Source organism: Actinoplanes sp. GCM10030250 (assembly GCF_042666575.1).
Lineage (GTDB): Bacteria > Actinomycetota > Actinomycetes > Mycobacteriales > Micromonosporaceae > Actinoplanes.
On record NZ_JBHTDO010000013.1, the window covers coordinates 125,468 to 140,625 of the forward strand.

The window sequence follows — 15,158 nt, forward strand, 5'->3', positions numbered from 1 at the left end:
GTGCCTGAGCGCTCGGTCTTCGGGCTGCTCGACCTGGTTGCCGAGGCGGTCGCCGGGGTGCTGCAGCGGCCCGCCCGTTCGGTGCTGACCACGATCGGCACGGTCCTCGGTGTCGGTGCGTTCGTTGCGGTGCTCGGGCTGACCTCGACGGCCACCGGGCAGATCAGCAAGCGGTTCGACGCGCTGGCCGAGACGACCGTGACGGTCACCGATACCGGTGCTTCCGCCGACGCCCCGGCCGATTCCGCCGCCGCGGGTGCTGCCGCCGCGGGTGCTGCCGCCGCGGGTGCTGCCGCGTCCGCGGGTGCCGCCGCGGAGATCAACTTTCCGGCGGATGCCGATCGGCGGATCACCGCGCTCAACGGTGCGGAGGCCGCCGGTGTCTACTGGCAGGTGCCGCTGCGGAACCCGGTGATCGCCGGTTCGCCGGGTGTCGCCGCCGGGTCCCGGGCCAACGCCGGTGACCTGCCGGTCTACGCCGCCTCGGCGGGTGTCTTCGGTGCCGTGGAGAGCACCGTGAGCACCGGGCGGCTCTACGACGCCTTTCACGACAGCCGCGGGGAACCGGTTGCCGTTCTCGGTGCGGCCGCCGCCCGGCGGCTCAACATCCACCAGCTCAGCGGCCGTCCCGCGGTGTTCATCGACGGTGCGGCGTTCACCGTGGTCGGCATCATCTCGGACACCCGGCGCCTGCCCGAGTTGCTCCTCGGCGTACTTCTCCCGCGCACCACAGCGGAACGGCTCTACCCGCCGCCCGACCCGGTCTCCAACCCGGCCCGGATGGTGATCGAGACGCGGCTGGGCGCGGCCGGGCTGATCGCTCGCCAGGCCCCGGTGGCTCTGCGGCCGGACCGGGCCGGCGTGCTGCGGGCGGTGGCGCCGCCCGACCCGCGCAGCCTGCGGGACGGCGTGAGCACCGAGCTGTCCGGGCTCTTTCTGGCCCTGGCCGGGATCTGCCTGGTGATCGGTGCGGTCAGCATCACCAACACGACGCTGGTCGCGGTGATGGAACGGGTGGGCGAGATCGGTCTCCGGCGGGCGCTCGGCGCGCGGCGCAGACATGTCGCCGTCCAGTTCCTGTGCGAGTCGACGGCGCTGGGGGCCCTCGGTGGGCTGATTGGCACGTCGCTGGGGGTGGGTGTGGTGCTGGCGGTCGCCCTGCACCAGGAGTGGACGGTGGTGCTGGACCCGGTGACCGTGCTGCCGGCGCCGCTGGTCGGTGCGATCACGGGAATGCTGGCGGGCGCCTATCCGGCGGTGCGCGCCGCCACGATCGAGCCGGTCGAGGCCCTGCGGCGGTGAGCCCGGGCCGCGTCTGCGACAGGGGCCCTGGCCCGCGCCTTGCCGCCGGCCCTGGCCCGAGCGCCGTGGCGGGGGCGGCTCGCGCGCTGCGGTGGTGCACGCGGGCCTGGGCGCTGCGACGGGAGCCACTGTTGGCGGGGGTGCGTTGACGATCAGCCGTGCCGTAGGAAAGAGTGACCGGCGAGCGGTTGCGGAGGAACCCGGTGCGAGTCCGGGACGGTCCCGCCACTGTGACCGGGGAGCGACCCGCTACCCAGCGCCACGGCCCTGATCGGCCGGAAGGCGAGCGGGAAACGTCGATCCGGGAGTCAGGAGACTCCTGCCGCTCGTGCCACCGACGCGCGGGCGTGGACACCCGCCGGAAGGGATCCACCCGTGACGAGCCCGTACCCGTTCTCGGCCGTAGTCGGCCTCGACGACCTGCGCCTGGCACTGCTGCTCACCGCCGTCTCCCCGGCGGTCGGCGGGGTGCTGGTCCGCGGCGAGAAGGGCACCGCCAAGAGCACCGTGGTCCGCGCCCTCGCCGGCCTGCTGCCGGAGGTCGCCGTGGTGCGCGGCTGCCGGTTCGCCTGCGACCCCGGCGCCCCCGACCCCGATTGCCCCGACGGCCCACACGACGCCGACGCGCCGTCCGGGCCCTCCCGAAACGGCACCGGCACGACGGACGGGGCCTCGCGGAACGGGGCCGGCGGGCGGATGTCGCGGCCGGCGACCCTGGTCGAGCTGCCGGTCGGCGCCACCGAGGACCGGGTAGTGGGCACGCTCGATCTGCAGCGGGCGCTCAGCGACGGCGTCAAAGCCTACGAGCCGGGCCTGCTCGCCGCCGCACACCGTGGGGTTCTCTACGTCGACGAGGTCAACCTGCTTCCCGACCACCTGGTCGACCTGCTGCTGGACGCCGCCGCGATGGGCCGGGCGCACGTCGAGCGGGACGGTGTCTCGGTGAAGCACGCCGCCCGGTTCATGCTGGTCGGCACGATGAACCCGGAGGAGGGCGAGCCCCGCCCCCAGCTCGTCGACCGGTTCGGGCTGGTCGTCACCGTGGCCGCGCCCCGCGACGCCGTCCAGCGTGCCGAGGTGGTGCGCCGCCGCCTCGCCTACGAGGCCGACCCGGCCGGTTTCGCCGCCCGCTTCACCCCCGCCGAGCAGGACTACGCCACCCGCATCGCCGCCGCCCGCGCCCGGCTCGCCGCGGTTTCGCTGCCCGACACCGAACTGGACCGCATCGCCCGCGTCTGCCTCGCCTACGGCGTCGACGGCATGCGAGCCGACATCGTCGTCGCCCGCTGCGCGGTAGCCCTGGCCGCCTGGCACGGCCGCCCCACGGTCACCGCCGGCGACGTACGCGACGCCGCCCGCCTCGCCCTCCCGCACCGCCGCCGCACCGACCCCCTCGACCCACCCGGCACCGACGAGCAGAAACTCGAGGAAGCCCTGGCCGAAGCCGAACGCCAGGCCGAGGACGATCGCCGCGCCGAAGCCGAACGCCAGGCCGAGGACGACCGCCGCGCCGAAGCCGAACGTCAGGCCGAGGATGACCGCCGCGCCGAAGCCGAACGTCGCGCCGAAGCCGAACGCCGGGCCGCCGACGACCGTCGCGACGATGACGATCCCGACCCGGAGGGCGACGGACCACCCGATGGCGGAGGCGGTCCGCAAGGCCCGAGTGACGGCGCCGGGCCGCAGGGCGCAGGCTCGCATTCCGACGGTACGGACCTCAGCAGCCAATCCCCGGACGGTCCCGACCCGGCCCCCACCGATCAGCCCGCCCAGCCGGAGAAGGCGGGTGCCGCGGCCGGTGCCGGTGCCGCCTACCGCACCCGCACGCTGCGCATCTCCGCCCGCGGCGAGGGCGGCCACGCCGGGCGCCGCTCTCCCGCCTTCGCCCGCCGCGGCCGCGTGGTCGGCAGCCGCACCCCCCGCGGCAAACTCTCCGGCGCCCCCCACCTGCCCGCCACCCTCCGCGCAGCCCTGGAACGCACCGGCCTGGAACGCGCCGGCCTGGACCGCGCAGCCCTGGACCGCGCAGCCCTGGACCGTGCCGGGGATGAAGGGGGTGCGGGGCGTGCGGGGCGTGCGGTGGTGCGGGTGCAGCCACGCGATCTGCGGGAGTCAGTGCATGTCGGGCGGGAGGCGAACCTGGTTCTGTTCGTCGTGGACGCCTCCGGCTCGATGGCCGCTCGCAAGCGGATGACGCTCGTTAAAACGGCGGTGCTGTCGCTGCTGCGGGACGCCTACCAGCGGCGGGACCGGGTCGGGATGATCACTTTCCGGGGAATTGGGGCCGAGGTGGTACTCCCGCCGACGTCCAGCCACGAGGTCGGGGTGATGCGGCTGGCGGCGCTGCGTACCGGTGGGCGCACCCCGCTCGCCGCGGGCCTGCGCACCGCGGCCACCACGATCGCCACCGAACGCCGCCGTGACCCGCGCCGCCGCCCGCTGCTGATCCTGGTCACCGACGGCCGGTCGACGAGCGGCCCGGACCCCGTACTGATGGCGCCCGCACTCACCGGCGTGTCCACAGTGGTGGTCGACTGCGAGTCGGGCCCGATCCGTCTCGGTCAGGCTCGCCGCCTGGCCACCGCGCTGAACGCCGACGTGATGCCCCTCGACCAACTCGAGGCAGTCACCAGCCAGCGAACCGCGGCAACCCCCGGCGCCACCCCCGCGGCGACCACGGCGGATCCGGAAGACCGGGCTTACCGGCGCGCGGCCTGAGGCTCCAGCCCGTAAGGGTTGAAGCCTGACCACCGCAAGGGGGTGGGCGGAGTGAGCCGGGCGGACCCGCAGGGGGAGTCGTGGGGGCGGAACTCCCCGTCGGCCGTACGAAAAAAGTTCGTAAAAAGGTCGTAGAGGTCGTAGGGGTCGTAGAGGTCGTAGAGGTCGTAGAGGTCGTAGAGGTCAACGGAGGCGCTGATGCCGCAGGGAAGAGTTTCAAATTTGCCTGACGATGGGCTTACGACGCGGCAGAGGCGGCGGCAGGCGGTGTTCGCGGTGCACACCGGGCCGGGGAAGGGTAAGTCGACGGCGGCGTTCGGGATGGCGTTGCGCGCCTGGAGTGCCGGCTGGCCGATCGGCGTCTTCCAGTTCGTGAAGTCGCAGAAGTGGAAGGTCGGCGAGGAGACCGCGCTGAAGGCGCTGGGTGATCTGAACCGGACGCCGGTGACGTGGCACAAGATGGGTGAGGGCTGGTCCTGGATTCAGCGGCCCGGCACGGAGCGTGACCATGCCGCCGAGGCCGCGGAGGGCTGGGCGCAGATCAAGCGGGACCTGGCGGCGGAGAGCTACACCTTCTATGTGCTGGACGAGTTCACCTATCCGATGAAATGGGGCTGGGTGGACGTCGCGGACGTGATCGAGACGCTGGCGAACCGGCCGGGTACGCAGCACGTGGTGATCACCGGGCGGGACGCGCACCCGGATCTGGTGGCGGCGGCGGATCTGGTGACCGAGATGACGAAGGTGAAGCATCCGATGGACGCGGGGCGCAAGGGGCAGCAGGGCATCGAATGGTGAATCGCGTAGTGATCGCGGCGCCGGCCAGTGGGCACGGGAAGACGACCGTGACGACGGGGCTGCTGGCGGCGTTCGCGCGGCGCGGGGTGGTGGTGGCGCCGTTCAAGGTGGGGCCGGACTACATCGACCCGGGTTATCACGCCCTGGCCGCCGGCCGGCCGGGGCGCAACCTGGACCCGGTGATGGTGGGTGAGCAGCTGATCGGGCCGCTCTTCGCGCACGGTGCGGCGGGTGCCGAGCTGGCGATCGTCGAAGGGGTGATGGGGCTCTACGACGGGCGTACCGGTGCCGGTGACGCCGGATCGACCGCGCAGGTCGCGAGGCTGCTGAACGCGCCGGTGATCCTGGTGGTGGACGCGGCGGCGCAGGGGCGCTCGATCGCGGCGGTGGTGCACGGGTTCCGCAGCTTCGGCAACGTGCGGATGGACGGGGTGATCCTCAACCGGGTCGGGTCGGACCGGCACGAGTCGATCCTGCGGGAGGCGTGCGAGGAGGTCGGCACGCCGGTGCTGGGCGCGCTGCGCCGGGCGGACGCGGTGGCGGCCCCGTCGCGGCACCTCGGTCTGATCCCGGCGGCCGAGCGGCGTGCGGAGGCACGGGAGTCGGTGGCGGCGCTCGCGGAGCTCATCGCGGCGTCGGTGGACCTGGAGGCGGTGGCGGCGCTCGCGCGGTCGGCGCCGCCGCTGGACGCCGAACCGTGGAGCCCGGCGGTGGCCGAGCCGGTCGCGGGACGTCCGGTGGTGGCCCTGGCGGGCGGGCCGGCGTTCTCGTTCTCCTACGCGGAGACGCCGGAACTGCTCGCCGCGGCGGGCGCCGAGGTGGTCACTGTCGATCCGCTGCGCGACGAGAAGCTGCCCGAGGGCACGCGGGCGCTGGTGGTCGGCGGCGGCTTTCCCGAGGTGTACGCCTCCGAGCTCTCCGCCAACGCGTCACTACGAGCGAGCGTCGCCGCCCTGAAGGGCCCGATCGCCGCCGAGTGCGCCGGCCTGCTCTGGCTGTGCCGCACCCTCGACGGCGCCCCGATGTGCGGCATCCTGGACGCGGACGCGGCGATGACACCGACGCTGACCCTCGGATACCGCGACGCCGTCGCCCTCTCGGACAGCCCGCTCGGCCCGGCCGGCACCCGGGTCACCGGGCACGAGTTCCACCGCACCACTGTGCATCCCCGGTCGGGTCTGCTGCTCTCGCCCGCCGGGGGAGCGGCGTGGGCGTGGCGTGGCGCGGATCCGGAGGGCTTCGCGACGCCGTCCCTGCACGCGTCCTATCTGCACCTGCACTGGGCGGGTGCGCCGGGACTCGCGTACCGCCTGGTGCAGGCGGCAGTGTGATCGTTGTCGGTCTCGGCGCCCGCGGTGGGGCCGAGGTTGACGGGCCGGTGAGAGCGGTCCTCGACGCGGCCGGGATTCCGGTGGAGCGGGTGACGGTCCTCGCGACCATCGACCGGCGGGCCGGGGAGGAGCGGGTCCGGGCGCTGGCCGAGGCGTACGGGTGGCGGCTGGTGGCCTTCCCGGCGGCGGAACTGGCCGCCGTACCGGTTCCGAACCCCGGCCGGGCCGCCGAGGCAGCCGTCGGCTCGCCCAGTGTTGCCGAGGCGGCCGCCCTGCTCGCCGCGGGCCCGGGGGCCCGGCTGATCGTTCCGAAACGGGTGTTCCCCGGGGCGACCGTGGCAGTCGCTGTCTACTTGGCGGACGGCCACTCGTGCACGGGGACGTTCTCGTGCATCGGCGGCAGATAGCGGCGCAGCATCTCGTGCAGGGCCCGCTGCCGGTCCTGACCCTGCGCCTCCAGCGCGTGCAGCGTCTCCACCTGCCAGGACGCGCCGTTGCGGTGCAGCAGGCAGCGCTGCTCGATGATGCCGAGCAGCCGGTCGCGCTGTGCGGGGGAGACACCCCACCGGTCAAGGCCGTCGGCGGCCAGCGGCAGGAGGCGGCGCAGCACGAGCTCAGTCACCGGTACGGTGCCGTGGCCGGGCCAGAACACGCTGGCGTCGATGCCGTGCCGGGCGCAGTTGTGGAAGTTCTCCTCCGCCGCCTGGAAGCTCATCTGGCTCCAGAGCGGGCGCTCCGCCTCGGCCAGGGCCCGCACCAGGCCGTAGTAGAACGCGGCGTTCGCGATGGTGTCGGCGACCGTGGGGCCGGCCGGCATCACCCGGTTCTCCACGCGCAGGTGCGGCCGGCCGTTGACCACCGCGTAGATCGGCCGGTTCCAGCGGTAGACCGTGCCGTTGTGCAGCCGCAGCTCGCTGAGCTCGGGAATCTCCCCGCGTTCCAGGATGTCCGACGGATCGTCGGCGTCGCAGATCGGCAGCAGCGCCGGGAAGTAGCGCACGTTCTCCTCGAACAGGTCGAAGACGCTGGTGATCCAGCGCTCCCCGAACCACACCCGGGGCCGGACGCCCTGCGCCTGGATCTCTTCCGACCGGGTGTCGGTGGCCTGCTCGAACAGCGGGATCCGGGTCTCCCGCCACAGTTCCCGGCCGAGCAGCAGCGGCGAGTTCGCGCCCAGCGCGACCTGGATGCCGGCCACCAGCTGAGAGGCGTTCCAGTACGCCGCGAACTGCGCCGGGCTCACCTGCAGGTGGAACTGGGTGCTGGTGCAGGCGGCCTCGGGCGCGATGCTGTCGGTGGTGACCGCCAGCCGGTCCACACCGTCGATCCGGATGTCCAGGTCCTCGCCGCGGGCGGCGAAGATCTGCTCGTTGAGCAGCTGGTAGCGCGGGTTCACGGTCAGCGATTCGCCGGTCAGGTGCTCGCGGCGCAGCGTCGGCAGGATGCCGATGGTCACCATGTGCGTCCCGGCCGTGCGCGCCTGCCGCTCCGCGTGGTTCAGGCTGGCACGCAGGCTGCGCTCCAGCTCGGCGAAGTCGTCACCGGCGAGCCTGCGCGGTGGCAGGTTGATCTCGATGTTGAACTGGCCCAGCTCGGTCTGGAAATCCGGATCGGCGATCGCGCCCAGCACCTCGGCGTTGCGCATGGCCGGATCGGCCGCGTCGTCGATGAGGTTGAGCTCGATCTCCATGCCGGTGAGTGGCCGCTCGAAATCGAAGCGGGACTCGCGCAACATGGTGGCGAAGACGTCCAGGCTGCGCCGGATCTTCTGCCGATAGCGGGTCCGGTCCTCACGGGTGAAGTCGGTCTGATCGACTTTCTCGCCCACTGCGCACCACCTCTCGAGCCGTCAGCGACGCGGGAGATCGCGCGGAGCCGTGAGCGGCCCGCCGGGGATCCCCTCGGCCTCATGATGACCGCTGTCCACCCCGGTTCCCATCGCACCGGCCGTCCATTCTCGCCAGATGGCCAACGGCTCTCGGCTGGTTGCGCGCGGGAGGCGCTCGTGTTCGTCGAACATGGACGGGCCGTTTACCCGCTCGGGCCCGGGTTCTACCCTCGCCGCGCGGATTCGATCACGCCCGGCCCGGCCCTCGCCTACCGCAGCCAGGCTGCCAGCACCGCGCCGATGATGGTGATCCCGGCCGCGGCCTGCAGCAGCAGCGCGGGACCGAGGTGCGACCAGCGGGTCGGGATGCGTGGTGTGAGCGGCTGCATGGTGGTCAGGTTCACCACCTGGAGCAGCTTCACCGGCAGCGTGTGGTCGGCCTGCGGCTGCGTGCGCACCTGGACCAGATCGCCGCGGTGCAGCGCCGACTGCGGCAACTGCCCGTGCATCTCGATCTCGTACGTCTGTCCCAGGTCGTCGCGCAGCCGGACCGGCGTCACCAGGAACTCCGGCCCTTTGCGCAGCTCCTTGAGCGTGCGCCGGGCCGGTTTCATCCGCAGCACGGAACTGATCAGCTGCACGATGCCGGCCATGACGAACACGGCGACGGCGAGTGGCCGCCCGACCCGGACCTCGCGGGTGTAGGAGGCCTGGAAGCCGAGGAAGCGGCCGGTGATGATCGGACTGACGTGCCGGAGGATTCGCTCGCGGTGCAGTTCGGTGTCGTCCATGGGGGATCACCTCCTGGATGTCCCTTTCAATGCTACGGAGAGAACACGCGTAAGCACCGTGAGTGAATTCGCGGATGGGGATCACCTCTGCTTACCTCGTGCCGGCCCGCCTCGGCGGCGGTTCGCGCCGAATTGCCGTCACAACCCACTGATCTGCGGAAAGCCGCCCGACAGGCGGGCCTGACGGGGTCCACTGGGTTACCGGCCGCGGGGAACCGGCGGGGCCGGCCGTGCCGGGTCCGGCGTGCGGACAGGCGGGGACGGGGGGCGAGACCAGTGGCGTCGATGAAGGTGTACGTGAAACCGGAGAGCTTGCTGGCGCGCACCGCACGCGACATGGTCGACGCGCACGGCGGCGGGCTCGGGCCCCGGGACGGGATGATCGAGTGCCCGGCGTGCGGTGAGCTGCTTCCGTGCCGGATCGGGCAGTCCGCGATCGAGGTGCTGGCCGCCGCGGGGCTCGCTGAGGCGTCCGGGCTGGTGGCGGCGAGCCGTCCGGCGTACGCGCCGCCCGTTGAACCGTTCCCTTCTGCTGAGCCGTTCCCGCCCGCTGAACCTTTCTCGTCAGCCCAGCCGTACTCGCCTGCTGCTTCCCCGGCTGAGCCGTTGCCGCCGTGGGCTCTTCCGGAGCGGGCTGTCGCCGTCGCGCTGCCGCCGCTGACGGATCTCGCGGGCAGCGAACCGATTGCACCGGGCGTGACCTCGGCGGGTCCGGTCCCGGACATCTCACAGCCGCCCGCTTCGGGTGCCATCCCCCTGCCGCCGCTGCCGGCGAGCGGGCCCGGCGTGAACCCGCTACCGCCGCTCCCGCCGATGCCGGGCGAGGCCGCTACCCGGGTGGCCCGGCATGCGCAGGGAGATCTCCCGGCTCAGGGTTCGCCGGTTCCGCCCTGGGAGGTGCCCGGTGAGCAGACCGCCGGTGAGAAGTCTGCCGGTGAGGCCTGGCCGCCGCGCGTCACCGGACCTGGAGCCGGAGCCGCTGCCGGTGCGGGGCAGGCAGGTGCCGCGCTGGGCGCGGATTCCGGCTTTTCGGGTACGCAAGGAGGCGCACCCGCGGCCGGAGGGCCCAGCCTTCCGTTCGCGGGAGAGGCTGGTGGCCCGGGGCCGGTCGGTTCCCAGCGCAAGATGTGGCCACCGCAGTCCACCGATGATCCGGCCACCCCCGGCGCCGCGGGTGGCACCTTCACGGGTAGCGCTGCCGCTCCAGCTCAGTCCTGGCCGCCACCCGCTGCCGGCACCGCCGTCAGCTCCGGGCAGACCTGGCCGCCGTCCACCGGTCCCGCCGGCTCCCCGCCGCAGCCCTGGACGGCCGACAACCAGGCCTGGCCACCGCCGGACGCTGCGGCGATGGTCCAGCCGGGCGGTACCGGCCAGTGGCAGCAGGCGCAGCCCTCCGCTGAGGCCCAGCCGCCCTGGCAGCCCAGTCCGGCCGGGCCCACCGCCCCGTCGTTCGACCAGCCCGCGCCGAGCCCGGCGCCGTCGGCTCTCCCGCCTGCTCCCGGGCACGCCGCGACCGGGATGATGCCCGCCGCGTCACCGAGTGCCGCCATGCCGCCGCCGGCCGCGCCCCCGGTGGGCGACATCGATGCGCTGCTGAGCAGGCCGCCGGCGTACAGCCAGCAGAACACTCCGCTCGACGCGCCCCGGTTCACCCGGTCCGCCCGCCCGGCGTCCGAGGCTGGCCCGGCCCGCCCCTCGGAGATCATCATGGGTACGCCACCGCAGCCGCCGCTCGGTGCGCCTCCGGCCGTGGGCGCCGCGTCGCCCGTACCCGAAATGCCCTCTGTTCCGTTGATCGCCCAGGCTGCCACCGCGCCACCGCCGCCGGCACCCGCTCCGCTCGCGCCCCTGCAAGGGCCCGGCCAGGGCCAAGCCGGCCCACCCGTGCAGCAGCCCGCCGCCCGCTCGCCGCTGCAAGCTCCCGACATGGGCCAGCAGAATGCCGCCGCGCAGCAGCCCCCTGTCCGCTCGCCGTTACAAGCGCCGGACATGGGTCAGCACAACGCGCCCGCCGCCCAGCAGCCTGTCGCCCAGCAGCCCGCCGCCCAGCAGCCTGTCGCCCAGCCCGCCGTGCAGCAGCCCGCCGTGCAGCCTGTCGCCCAGCAGCCTGCCGCCCGGCCGCGGCTGCAGGCTCCGGACATGGGCCAGCAGAACCCCGGCCGGCCACCCTTGCAGGCCCCTGACATGGGCCAGCAGAACCCGGCGAGCGCCCCGCCGCCCGCTGCCGTGCCGCAGCCAGCCGCACCGCAGGCAGCCGCACCGCAGGTAGGCGCACCGCAGGCTGCCGCCGCTCCCGACGGCCCGCCGGTGGACGAGAGCGCCGCGCCGTCCGGCCTGCCGTCCCGGGTCGCGGCGCCCACGCTGCGGCCCGAGCGCCCGGCCGTTGTGCCCGAGGCTCTGGAGGATCCGTCGCAGGCACCCAGCGGGCTTCCGTCGCGCCGCGCCGGCCAGGGATGATTCCCCGGTAGGCGGACATTGGTTTCGCCCGGGACAGGTTGGGCAATAGCCTTTCGTTCACGGGGCTTTCGCCGCAGCCGCGGTGGTTCCGGAAAGGGATGACATGCCCGCGCGCAACCAGACCGGCGCACCGACCGAGCACGTCCTGGAAGACCTGGACGCGGCCGCCCTGGCCTACGCGCAGCGACGGGCCGGTGCGTCCCCGGGCGAGCTGAGCGCGCTGCGTGAGGATCTCCTCCGCTACTGCCTGCCGTTCGCCGGCCGGCTGGCCCGGCGTTACCGCGGCCGCGGTGAGTACCTCGAGGATCTCGAGCAGGTGGCCCGGCTCGGCCTGGTCAAGGCCGTCGATCGGTACGATCCGGAGCGCGGATCCTTCACGGCATACGCGGTCATCACGATCTCCGGCGAGCTGAAGCGGCACTTCCGCGACCGCACCTGGGGTGTCCACGTCCCCCGCCGGGTGCAGGACCTGAGCCTCGAGGTGGGGCACGCGTCGATGGTGCTGACCAGCGTGCTCGCGCGCACACCCACCCACGCGGAGCTCGCCGAGCGCCTCGGTGTCAGCGAGGACGCGGTGCGGGAGGCGATCGGCTCAGCCGCCGGGTACTCGCCCTCCTCGCTGAACGCGCCGGTGGGTGCCGCCGACGGGGCCATCGAGTTCGGTGACCTGATCGGTGGCGTCGACGAGGAGCTGGAGACGCTCACCGACAAGCTCACCGTCACCGACCTGCTGCTGCGGCTGCCCGCCCGGGAACGCCGGATGCTGGCGATGCGGTTCTACGGCAACCGCACCCAGGCCGAGATCGCGACTGAGCTCGGCATCTCCCAGATGCACGTGTCGCGGCTGCTCAGCCGGGCCCTCGGCTGGCTGCGTGAGGCGATGCTCAGCGACGTCCCGCCGCGCTGGGAGGCCGGCGAGGGCCCCACCCACCACGGCATGCAGGTGTCGGTCTCCCGCGAGGGCGGATCGCTGGTCGTGCGGGTCCGCGGCGAGGTCGACCGGGACACCGCCGAGCGGCTGCGGATCGGCCTGCGGCACGCCGTCGACGCGGCGGGTGTCGCCACCGTGGTGGTGGATCTCGCCGGTGTGCCGCTCGTCGACGCCGCGGGTGTCGCCGTGCTCGTGGACATCGTGCAACTGGCGGCCGCGAAAGAGGTGGAGATCTGCGTGAGCGGCGCTCAGCCGTACGTCGCCCGGATCCTTGCCGTCTCCGGCCTCGCCGGAGTCCTGCGCCGCTGCTGACCGGAGCCCGCTCCCCGAACGAAAGCCGCCGCTGATCGGCGCCGATGGCCCTGGTCAGCGGCGCAGTGCTGCCCAGACCACCTTGCCCTCGCGCGACGGCATGCAGCCCCACGCGGCCGCGACCGCGCCCACCAGCAGGAGCCCGCGCCCGCGCCCGTTGCTGTCCGGCGCGGCAGGCGCGCTGAGGACCGGCAGGAGCGCGGAACCGTCCGCGACGGCCATGTTCAGATAGCGGGGCCGCAACGACAGGCGCAGCGTCATCATCGTGTCGGCGTGGTCGATGACGTTGCCGACCAGCTCGGTGACGATCAGGCTGGCCGGGGCGACCAGGCCGGGCAGATCCCAGCGCAGGCAGGCGTCGGTGACGACGTCGCGGGCGTGCCGGGTGGAGCCGGCCAGCGGCAGCAGTTCCTCCTGGATCCCCGGCATGGTCAGGCGGTCGTCATTCAGGTGTTCCCGGGCGGCCGCCACGCTGTCGAACAACGGCAGCCGGTGGTAGGCACCGGAGAGCAGATGTGCCAGGGTCGCCGGAGGCGGCGCGCAGAGCAGGATCCGGGTTCCGGGCCAGCGGGCCGCCTGCCGCAGCACGGCGGTGAACACCGCGAGGGCGAGCGGCTGCTCCACCTCCAGGCCGCTGAGGTCGGCGAGGATGGCGTCAGGCTGCTCGGCCAGGCACTTGAGCAGCTGCTCGCGCAGGTGTGGAGCGTCGGCCAGGCAGAGCCTGCCGGTCACGGCGACGGTCAGGATGGCACCGTCACCGTGTACCACACACTGAACCGTCATCACATGCCCTTCTGAGGAAGCACGGATACCCAGCGGGCGGGCCCGGAAACGTCAGTCAGTCAGTCTCCATAGTCAGTCAGTCTCCATCACGACTATCGCCCCGTCGCCCTGGCCGCCGTCGTGCTGGCGCAGCGGGGTGCAGGCGACCCGGACGGTGATCGCCCGGCCGCGCCGGTTGACCGCGTCGAGCTTGATCTCGGCCGAGGCGCCGTCCGGTGCCAGCGCGCTGCGCAGCAGGGGCCGGAGCTGGTCTATCGGCAGGCCGATGTCCAGGTTCAGGAAGTGCTGGCCGATCGCCTCGCCCGCGCGCAGCCCCCACAGGTCCTCGGCGTGCCGGTTCCACATCCGGATCCGCAGGTCCAGGTCGACCACGGCGACGCCGGCTTGGAGGCTGGTCAGCACGGTCTCCAGGAAGACGTTCGCCTCGTCCAGCCGGCTGGTGCTGATCCGCAGCTGGTCGTTGATGCTCTGGAGCTCGTCGTTCGTCGACTGGAGCTCCTCGTTCATGGTTTCCAGTTCCTCGTTCGTGGACTGGAGTTCCTCGTTGGTGGTCTCCAGTTCCTCGACCGTGGACTGGAGTTCCTCGTTCGTCGTCTCCAGTTCCTCGTTCGTGGACTGAAGCTCCTCGTACGCCGCCTCGAGCTGCTGGTTGGCGTGTTCCAGGTCGTCCTGGAGGCGCCGCGCGGCGGTGACGTCGTGGAAGATCAGGTTCACGCCGAGGAGGCTGCCGTCGGCGCCGCTGAGCGGGCTGATCTGCACCTCCAGGTAGGTGACCTCGGAGCCGCGGTGGAATTCCACGTCGCTGACCCGCAGCGTGCGGCGCTCCAGCTGGGCCTGCTCGATGAAGCGGCGCAGCTCGACCGGCCGGTAGGAGATCTCCAGGTCGCGGAAGGGCCTGCCGATGTCGCGGGAGGAGACGCCGAACAGCTTCTCCAGCTGGCGGTTGGAGAGCGCGACCAGGCCGTCGGAGGTGAGCGAGAGCTGTGCCAGCGGGCTGGCCGCGAAGACCTCGTTACGCAGCTCGTCGAGGCCGGTCACGGCGCTGCCGGCGGCCGGCGGCGGGTCCGCGAAGGCCACTCCGGGCGGGGCGTAGAGGCGGGGGACCCGGCTGAAGACGCGGCGCTTGAGGTCGATCGGGGTGAACAGGCTGGAGTGGCTGAGCAGCATCTCGGCCTTGCCGAGGAAGAGCACCCCGGTCTCGGTGAGCGCGAAGTGGAACCGGCCGAGGATCTTCGACTGGGTCTCGGCGTTGAAGTACATCAGCGTGTTGCGGCAGGTCAGCAGGTCGATCCGGGAGATCGGGGCGTCCTGCACCAGGTCGTTGCGCCCGAAGATCACCGAACGGCGCAGATCCTTGCGGAAGGTGTACCGCCCGTTCACCGGTTCGAAGTACCGCTCCAGCAGGTCCGGGGGCAGGCTCTGCACCTGGCGTTCGCTGTACGCCGCCTGCCTGGCCTCGTTGAGTTGCTCCTCGTCCACGTCAGTCGCGTAGATCTTGACCCGGTCCTTGAACGCCTCGACACCGATCAGCTCGGCCAGGGCCATGGCCAGCGTGTACGCCTCCTCGCCGGACGCGCACCCGGCCGACCAGATCCGGATCATGGAGTCGGCCGGTTTCGCCGCCACCATCGGTTCGAGCACGTCGGAGCGCAGGTAGTCCCAGGCGTCGACGTCCCTGAAGAACGCCGTGACGTTGATCAGGATGGTGTTGAACAGCGCGGTGAACTCGTCCGGATGCACCTGGAGGTGATCCAGGTACTCCAGGTAGTCGCCGATCCCGACCTGGCTCATCCGGCGGCTGACCCGCCGCATCAGGCTGGACCGCTTGTATCCGGTGAAGTCGAAGCCGCGTGACTCCTTGAGGTACACCAGCAGGGCTTCGAAGCGGGGGTCGGTCGCTTGCACGG

The 15,158-nt window shown here is 72.7% G+C and carries 11 protein-coding genes and 1 riboswitch; of the genes, 7 read left to right on the forward strand and 4 right to left on the reverse strand.

Going from position 1 to position 15,158, the window contains the following annotated elements:
• The 5 genes from ACFQV6_RS18805 (at window position 1) to ACFQV6_RS18825 (ending at window position 6,556) form a co-directional block, all read left to right on the forward strand.
• Complete coding sequence (locus ACFQV6_RS18805) at window positions 1-1,302, forward strand: ABC transporter permease (protein WP_378028794.1); 1,302 nt, start codon at window positions 1-3, stop codon at window positions 1,300-1,302.
• A gap of 193 nt (window positions 1,303-1,495) precedes the next feature.
• A riboswitch (cobalamin riboswitch) is annotated at window positions 1,496-1,621 on the forward strand.
• A gap of 56 nt (window positions 1,622-1,677) precedes the next feature.
• The gene (locus ACFQV6_RS18810) at window positions 1,678-4,020 is read left to right on the forward strand and encodes a VWA domain-containing protein (RefSeq protein WP_378028795.1); all 2,343 of its coding nucleotides are present in this window, start codon (window positions 1,678-1,680) and stop codon (window positions 4,018-4,020) included.
• A 198-nt stretch (window positions 4,021-4,218) separates the two neighbouring features.
• Window positions 4,219-4,818: a cob(I)yrinic acid a,c-diamide adenosyltransferase gene (cobO, locus tag ACFQV6_RS18815; protein WP_378028796.1), complete on the forward strand. Its 600-nt coding sequence runs from the start codon at window positions 4,219-4,221 to the stop codon at window positions 4,816-4,818.
• The gene (locus ACFQV6_RS18820) at window positions 4,812-6,149 is read left to right on the forward strand and encodes a cobyrinate a,c-diamide synthase (RefSeq protein WP_378028797.1); all 1,338 of its coding nucleotides are present in this window, start codon (window positions 4,812-4,814) and stop codon (window positions 6,147-6,149) included. The genes cobO and ACFQV6_RS18820 overlap by 7 nt, the downstream gene beginning before the upstream one ends.
• On the forward strand, window positions 6,146-6,556 hold the full coding sequence (locus tag ACFQV6_RS18825; protein ID WP_378028798.1) for a cobalamin biosynthesis protein: 411 nt from the start codon (window positions 6,146-6,148) through the stop codon (window positions 6,554-6,556). Before ACFQV6_RS18820 ends, ACFQV6_RS18825 begins: the two co-directional genes overlap by 4 nt.
• Here the strand turns inward: ACFQV6_RS18825 and ACFQV6_RS18830 are convergent.
• Together ACFQV6_RS18830 and ACFQV6_RS18835 are read right to left on the reverse strand one after the other, a co-directional pair.
• Window positions 6,499-7,977: a glutamate--cysteine ligase gene (locus ACFQV6_RS18830; RefSeq protein ID WP_378028799.1), complete on the reverse strand. Its 1,479-nt coding sequence runs from the start codon at window positions 7,975-7,977 to the stop codon at window positions 6,499-6,501. The two genes, ACFQV6_RS18825 and ACFQV6_RS18830, sit on opposite strands and share 58 nt — an antisense overlap.
• 269 nt (window positions 7,978-8,246) lie before the next feature.
• Window positions 8,247-8,768 carry a hypothetical protein gene (locus tag ACFQV6_RS18835; protein WP_378028800.1) on the reverse strand — a complete coding sequence of 174 codons (522 nt, stop codon included), beginning with the start codon at window positions 8,766-8,768 and terminating at the stop codon, window positions 8,247-8,249.
• A 285-nt stretch (window positions 8,769-9,053) separates the two neighbouring features.
• Between ACFQV6_RS18835 and ACFQV6_RS18840 the strand changes: the two genes are divergently transcribed.
• Both ACFQV6_RS18840 and ACFQV6_RS18845 read left to right on the forward strand, forming a co-directional pair.
• Window positions 9,054-11,225, forward strand: a complete 2,172-nt coding sequence (locus ACFQV6_RS18840) for a hypothetical protein (RefSeq protein WP_378028801.1) — start codon at window positions 9,054-9,056, stop codon at window positions 11,223-11,225.
• Window positions 11,226-11,328: 103 nt separating this feature from the next.
• Window positions 11,329-12,468 (forward strand): SigB/SigF/SigG family RNA polymerase sigma factor, encoded by a 1,140-nt coding sequence (locus tag ACFQV6_RS18845; RefSeq protein WP_378028802.1) that lies wholly within the window; start codon window positions 11,329-11,331, stop codon window positions 12,466-12,468.
• Between the two features lie 54 nt (window positions 12,469-12,522).
• Here ACFQV6_RS18845 and ACFQV6_RS18850 read toward each other — a convergent pair whose 3' ends face one another.
• On the reverse strand, window positions 12,523-13,251 hold the full coding sequence (locus ACFQV6_RS18850) for an STAS domain-containing protein (protein ID WP_378028803.1): 729 nt from the start codon (window positions 13,249-13,251) through the stop codon (window positions 12,523-12,525).
• A 72-nt stretch (window positions 13,252-13,323) separates the two neighbouring features.
• Complete coding sequence (locus ACFQV6_RS18855) at window positions 13,324-15,156, reverse strand: CheR family methyltransferase (protein WP_378028804.1); 1,833 nt, start codon at window positions 15,154-15,156, stop codon at window positions 13,324-13,326.
• Window positions 15,157-15,158: the final 2 nt, after the last annotated feature.

Coding starts and splice junctions, on each gene's coding strand:
- cobO (WP_378028796.1), top strand. CDS start 4,219: ATGCCGCAGGGAAGAGTTTCAAATTTGCCTGACGATGGGCTTACGACG.
- ACFQV6_RS18820 (WP_378028797.1), top strand. CDS start 4,812: ATGGTGAATCGCGTAGTGATCGCGGCGCCGGCCAGTGGGCACGGGAAG.
- ACFQV6_RS18835 (WP_378028800.1), bottom strand. CDS start 8,768: ATGGACGACACCGAACTGCACCGCGAGCGAATCCTCCGGCACGTCAGT.
- ACFQV6_RS18840 (WP_378028801.1), top strand. CDS start 9,054: ATGAAGGTGTACGTGAAACCGGAGAGCTTGCTGGCGCGCACCGCACGC.
- ACFQV6_RS18845 (WP_378028802.1), top strand. CDS start 11,329: ATGCCCGCGCGCAACCAGACCGGCGCACCGACCGAGCACGTCCTGGAA.
- ACFQV6_RS18850 (WP_378028803.1), bottom strand. CDS start 13,251: ATGACGGTTCAGTGTGTGGTACACGGTGACGGTGCCATCCTGACCGTC.